Consider the following 6,076-nt stretch of genomic DNA (forward strand, 5'->3'; position numbering starts at 1 on the left):
ATCCATATCCTGGACATCGCGCGCTTCCTTCTCGGCGATGTTTCGAGCCTCACCGCGCGCACCACGCGCGTCAACCCCAACATCGCCGGCGAGGACGTGGCAACGATGCTGATGGATCATGAGGGCGGCGCAACCTCCGTGGTCGATTGCAGCTACGCGACGAAGCTTGCCGCCGACCCGTTCCCCGAAACCCTGATCGAGATCGACGGCAGCGACGGCACGATCCGGCTGGCGCAGGGCTACCAACTGACGGTCGCCGGCAAGAGCGGCACCACAGTGCGCGACGTGTCACCGCCACTGCTTTCCTGGGCTTCGCGGCCATGGCACAACATCCAGGAAAGCGTCGTGGCGATACAGAAGCATTGGGTGGACTGCCTGGCCACCGCCAAGGAACCGGCGACATCCGGCGCCGACAACCTCAAGACATTCGCGCTGGTCGAGGCTGCCTATGCCGGTGCCGCCAGCCGGCAGCCCGTGCGGATCGACGACCTGCTCAAATGACCGCGCATCCCTTCCTCCTCTACGGTACGCATGCGATCGAAGCCGAACCGGTCCGGCTGAGCGCAGGCCCGCTCAGCGCCGATTTCCTCAACGGCAATCTGCGTGGAATCCGGTACGGCGGCATCGAGGTGCTGCGCGCGATCGCCTATATCGTTCGCGACCGCGACTGGGGCACCTATGAGCCGACGCTGGAAGGCCCTGTCATCGAACAGAGCGATGAGAGCTTCTCGGTGCGCTACTCGGCAAATTGCGAGGGTCCGGGTGGAAGCCGGCTCGGCTTTGACGCCAAGATCGAGGGCTACGCCGATGGCCGTCTCAGCTTTGACGTCAAAGCGCTGCCCGAAAGCGATTTCGAGACCAATCGTTGCGGCTTCTGCATCTTGCATCCGATCGCCAGCCTTGCCGGCAGTTCGGTCAAGGTCGAGCACACGGACGGCCGCGTGGTGGACACGAAGCTGCCGCTGCTGATCGACCCCTGGCAGCCGTTCAAGGATATGCGCGCCATCACCCATCAGGTCGCCCCCAGCGTTACCGCCGAGTGCCGGATGGAAGGCGACATTTTCGAAATGGAAGACCAGCGCAACTGGTCCGACGCTTCCTACAAGACGTATGTGCGGCCGCTGGCTCTGCCATGGCCCTATGTGCTGCCGGCGGGACAGACCAATCGGCAGACGATCACCCTGCGTATAACTGCCGACCCCAAGGTGACTGCCGCGGCGACCGGCGTTGAGCCGGTCCGCATCGAACTTGGCGAGACCGGCGCGAAACTGCCCGATATCGGCGTCGTCATCTATCCGGAAGATGTCGAGGCGGGTGTGGGCAAACTGCCGCTGCTCAATAAGCTTGGCCCGCAGCAGCTTCTCCTTCACTACGATCCGACCCGCGGCCATGGCCTGGAGGCCTTACAGGCTCATGCCAGGCTCGCCTTCGCCTTCCCTGTCAAGACGACGCTCGAATGCGTGGTCGCCTGCGCGGGCGATCTCGACATGGAACTGTCCGGCGTCGCGGAGATGGTGCGCCGGGCAGGTTTGCGGCTCGATGCCATCGCGGTCTCACCTTCGGTCGACCGGCAGTCGACACCGCCCGGCAGCGTCTGGCCGGCCTGCCCGCCACTCGAGAATGTCTATGCCGCGGCACGCCGCGCCTTCCCCGGCATCCGGCTCGGCGGCGGCATGTTCAGCTATTTCACCGAACTCAACCGCAAGCGCGTTCCGGCCGAGCTGCTGGATTTCGTCAGCCATTGCACCTGTCCGATCGTGCATGCGGCCGACGATCTCAGCGTCATGCAATCGCTGGAGGCGCTGCCATTCATCACGCAGTCGACGCGGGCGATCTATCGCGCAATGCCTTATCGCATCGGACCCTCGACCATTGCCATGCGACAGAATCCCTATGGCGGCGCGACCAAGGGCAATTTGCACGGCCAGCGCATCGCCATGGCAAATCGCGATCCGCGCCATGCCGGACTGTTCGCGGCCGCCTGGTCGATCGGCTATGCCGCGCGCGTGGCGCCGGCCGGGCTTGAGATGCTGACGCTCTCCAGCTTCACGGGGCCATTCGGCGTGCTGGCGGCCGCCGACGAACCCGCTGAGGAAGGAAGGCCCCGACCAATCTTCCACGCGGTGCAAGGCCTCGCCGCTCTGGCCGGGAATACACTTATCGCCCTACGCGTCAGCGATGATCGCATAGCGGCACTGGCGGCCTGCTCGCCGGCCGGCGCCACCACGGCCTGGCTGGCAAACCTCACACCGGAGGATGTGGTGGTCGACACCTCGGCGCTAGCCGGCGAAGCGGCAGGTCCGATTACGATTTGGGACGGAGCGGGCGCGCGCAGGCTTGACCGGGGCGAAGCCCTGAGACGCCTGACAATGCCAGCCTATGCCATCGCCGGGATCGGCTGAACGAAGCTATTTCTCGGAGCTCATCACGTAGAGGGCGCGCGAGCGCTCGAGATGCTTGATCATCGCCTTCTCGGCGCGTTCGGCGTCCTTCTTCTCGATCCAGCCGATGATCTCCTCGTGCTCGGTCAGCGTGAACTTTTCCTTGCCGGTCCAGATCAGCATCTCAGTGTGATATTCCTTCAGCCAGCCGAGCATCGCCTCGCTGACCGCGACATAGATCGGATTGCCGGAAATCGCCGCGATCTGGGTGTGGAACCGCATGTCGGCGGAGATGAACGCCTCGGCATCGCCGCGCGCGGCGCGCTGCTCGGCAACGGTTGCCTTCAGCCGCTGCACGTCCTCGGGGGTCGCCTTCTCGGCCGCTTCCTTGACCATGCCGCGCTCGAAGAAGATACGCGCGCTCTTCAGGTGCTCGAGCGTGTCCTTCGAAGACGACAGGATGATCTTGGCGGCGCCATCGACCTGCTTGATGATGGACTTGGCTGTCAGCTGAAGCACCTTGGCGCGTTCGCCATGCGAGATGGCGACGAGACCCATGTTGCTCAGCGCCTGCATTGCCTCGCGGATCGCCGGCCGGCCGACCTCGAAGCGCTCCATCAGCTCGCGCTCGGACGGCATATCGTCGCCCGGCTGCAATTCGCCGCTGGTGATCAGGCGCTTCAGCCTGACGAAGACTTCGTCGGAAAGCTTGCGCCGGACGATCGGTTCCGAACGGTTCATCGCCGCGAATCACTCCCTTGACCCAGTCTCAATCTAGCACCGCGGCCGCAATTTCCGGAATGCCCGTTGCCGTACCGCGAGGCGCTCCGCCGGCAGGATATTGCTTGCAATGCTTATGTACTCATTATACCAGATTTCGAGCGCGAGGAATTCTTTTCCTGCCTTTCCAATTGAGTATGGCCGGCCATGATCACCCTCACCTACCGGATCGAGACCTCGGGAAGTATCGAGGCGCTGGCGGCCAAGATCGCCAGCGACCAGTCGACCGGCACCTTCGTCGCGCTGCCTGGCGAGACGGAGGAGCTGAAGGCGCGCGTCGCGGCCCGCGTGCTGGCGATCCGGCCTTTGCCCGACGCAGCGCACCCTTCGATACCCGAGGCCGGCAAAGGTCCCTTCAAGCGCGCCGATGTCGACATTGCCTTTCCTTTCGATGCGATCGGCACCGATCTAGCGGCGCTGATGACGATTGCGATCGGCGGCACCTATTCGATCCGGGGCCTGTCGGGAATCCGCATCGTCGACATGAAGCTGCCTGAGGAATTCAGGGGCGCGCATCCCGGCCCGCAATTCGGTGTCGCCGGCAGCCGCCGGCTGACCGGCGTTGAAGGCCGCCCGATCATCGGCACCATCGTCAAGCCGGCGCTGGGCCTTCGACCACATGAGACGGCCGAGATGGTGGGCGAACTGATCGAGGCCGGCGTCGACTTCATCAAGGACGACGAGAAGCTGATGAGCCCGGCCTATTCGCCGCTGTCGGAGCGGGTCAAGGCGATCATGCCGCTGATCCTCGACCACGAGCAGAAGGCCGGAAAAAAAGTGATGTATGCCTTCGGCATCTCGCACGCCGATCCCGACGAGATGCTGCGCAACCACGATCTTGTGCTCGAAGCCGGCGGCAATTGCGCGGTCATCAACATCAACTCCATCGGCTTTGGCGGCATGGCTTACCTCAGGAAGCGCTCGGGCCTGGTGCTGCACGCGCATCGCAACGGCTGGGATATCCTTACCCGCCATCCCGGCCTCGGCATGGATTTCAAGGTCTGGCAGCAATTCTGGCGGCTGCTCGGCGTCGACCAGTTCCAGATCAACGGCATCGCCTCGAAATACTGGGAACCGGACGAGTCTTTCATCCGCTCCTTCGAGGCGGTGACGACGCCGCTGTTCTCGCCTGACGATTGCGCCCTGCCGGTGGCCGGCTCCGGCCAATGGGGCGGACAGGCGCCCGAGACTTATGAGCGCACGGGGCGCACAGTCGATCTCCTCTATCTGTGCGGCGGCGGCATCGTCAGCCATCCCGACGGGCCGGGCGCCGGCGTACGCGCCGTGCAGCAGGCCTGGCAGGCAGCGGTCGAGGGCATCCCGCTCCGGGAATTCGCGAGGAGCCATGTCGAGCTGGCACGCTCGATCGAGAAATTTGCCGACGGCAAGGCGGAGTGAGCATGCAGAACCTGCTCCTCAGCTATTATGGCGACGACCTCACCGGCTCGACCGACGTGATGGAAGCGCTGGAACTCGGCGGTGTGCCGACCGTGCTTTTCATGCGCAAGCCGGATGCCGGACTAATGGCGCGCTTCGCGCATTGCCGCGCCGTCGGCCTTGCGGGCACCAGCCGCAGCGAGTCCGCGCAATGGATGGACACGCATCTTGAAGGGGCTTTCGCCTGGCTGAAGTCGCTTCAGGCCGAGATCTGCCATTACAAGGTCTGCTCGACCTTCGATTCCAGCCCGACGATCGGCAGCATCGGCCGGGCGATCGAGATCGGCCGCGCCGTGTTCGAACAAGCCTGCGTGCCGCTGGTGGTCGGCGCGCCGCAGCTCAAGCGCTACACCGCATTCGGCCATTTGTTCGCCGCCTATCGCGACAGACACTACCGTATCGACCGCCACCCGGTGATGAGCCGCCATCCGGCGACGCCGATGGATGAATCCGACTTGCTCGTGCATCTGTCACGACAGACAGACCTTCCTTCCGAGCTGCTGGACCTGGCGACGCTGCGCTCACCGGGCAGGTCCGCAATCTTCGACAGGCTGGTCGCCGACGCGGCAATACTGCTTATCGATGTCGACAGTCCCGAGAGCCAAGCGTTGGCCGGCAAGGAGATCTGGCGCGCCCGCAAGCCGGGCGGATATTTCGTCGTCGGTTCCTCCGGCATCGAATATGCGCTGCTCGCCGAATGGGCGGGAAAGACTGCCCCGGGCGCCGCGGCCGGTTTCGCGCCACCCGGAGCGGCCGACCGCATCGCCGTCGTCTCGGGCAGCTGCTCGCCAACAACGGAACGGCAGATCCGGCATGCGATGAGCGACGGCTTCGACGGCATCGAGGTCGACCCGGTCGAGCTTGTCTCGCATTCGTCGAGCGCGGCGATCGCGCGCGCGGCGGCGGCCGGCAAGGCTAGCCTCGATGCCGGCCGCAGCGTCATCCTCTACACGGCGCTTGGGCCCTCGGCCGATCGCGGCGCCGAGATCGATCGCCAGGAGGGCGCCCGCCACAAGCTCGGCCGCGGGCTCGGCGAACTGCTGCGTGCCTTGAGCGTGGGGCAGAAGCTGAAGCGCGTGATCATTGCCGGCGGCGACACCTCCAGCCACGCGCTCGGCCAGATGGGTGTCGATGCGCTGACGGTCAGGATGCCGCTGCCTGCATCGCCCGGCTCGCCGCTCTGCGTCGCCCATTCGAGCATCGCTGCGATCGACGGTCTGGAGGTGGCGCTGAAGGGCGGGCAGGTGGGGACCGATCGCTATTTCTCGGCCATCCGTGACGGTCTCGGAGGTTGATGGCGCCATGCCGCACTCACCCGCATTCAAATCGCTGTCGCCACGGGACTGACCAATGACACAGATGCCCCACGTCTGGATCGGCACAAGCTGGAAGATGAACAAGACGCTTGGCGAGGCGCGCGCCTTCGCCGGTGGCCTGCTTGCCGACCCGCAAGGCGATCCGCGCATCCAGCGCTTCGT

At 65.0% G+C, this 6,076-nt stretch carries 5 protein-coding genes and 1 pseudogene; 5 read left to right on the forward strand and 1 reads right to left on the reverse strand.

What is annotated here, in order from left to right; translation table 11 throughout:
• Together EOA49_RS29570 and EOA49_RS29575 are read left to right on the forward strand one after the other, a co-directional pair.
• The coding region (locus tag EOA49_RS29570; protein ID WP_245460839.1) for a Gfo/Idh/MocA family oxidoreductase at nucleotides 1-501 on the forward strand (501 nt) is incomplete at its 5' end.
• Nucleotides 498-2,402, forward strand: coding sequence for a hypothetical protein (locus tag EOA49_RS29575; RefSeq protein ID WP_127243515.1), 1,905 nt, complete (start codon nucleotides 498-500; stop codon nucleotides 2,400-2,402). The genes EOA49_RS29570 and EOA49_RS29575, both read left to right, overlap by 4 nt.
• Nucleotides 2,403-2,408: 6 nt before the next feature.
• Here the strand turns inward: EOA49_RS29575 and EOA49_RS29580 are convergent, their stop codons facing one another.
• Nucleotides 2,409-3,122: a transcriptional regulator NanR gene (locus EOA49_RS29580; RefSeq protein WP_067325547.1), complete on the reverse strand. Its 714-nt coding sequence runs from the start codon at nucleotides 3,120-3,122 to the stop codon at nucleotides 2,409-2,411.
• 186 nt (nucleotides 3,123-3,308) lie between these two features.
• On the opposite strand from EOA49_RS29580, the gene oiaX reads away from it, so the two are divergent.
• The 3 genes and pseudogenes from oiaX to EOA49_RS33810 form a co-directional block, all read left to right on the forward strand.
• Entirely contained in the window at nucleotides 3,309-4,559 is a 1,251-nt protein-coding gene (gene oiaX / locus EOA49_RS29585) for a 3-oxo-isoapionate-4-phosphate decarboxylase OiaX (protein ID WP_127243516.1), read from the forward strand.
• Between the two features lie 2 nt (nucleotides 4,560-4,561).
• Complete coding sequence (locus tag EOA49_RS29590) at nucleotides 4,562-5,893, forward strand: four-carbon acid sugar kinase family protein (RefSeq protein WP_127242222.1); 1,332 nt, start codon at nucleotides 4,562-4,564, stop codon at nucleotides 5,891-5,893.
• A 55-nt stretch (nucleotides 5,894-5,948) separates the two neighbouring features.
• Nucleotides 5,949-6,076, forward strand: a pseudogene (locus tag EOA49_RS33810) (triose-phosphate isomerase); the annotation flags it as partial.

The sequence above is a fragment of the Mesorhizobium sp. M1A.F.Ca.IN.020.04.1.1 genome (assembly GCF_003997315.1).
Taxonomy (GTDB): Bacteria; Pseudomonadota; Alphaproteobacteria; order Rhizobiales; family Rhizobiaceae; genus Mesorhizobium.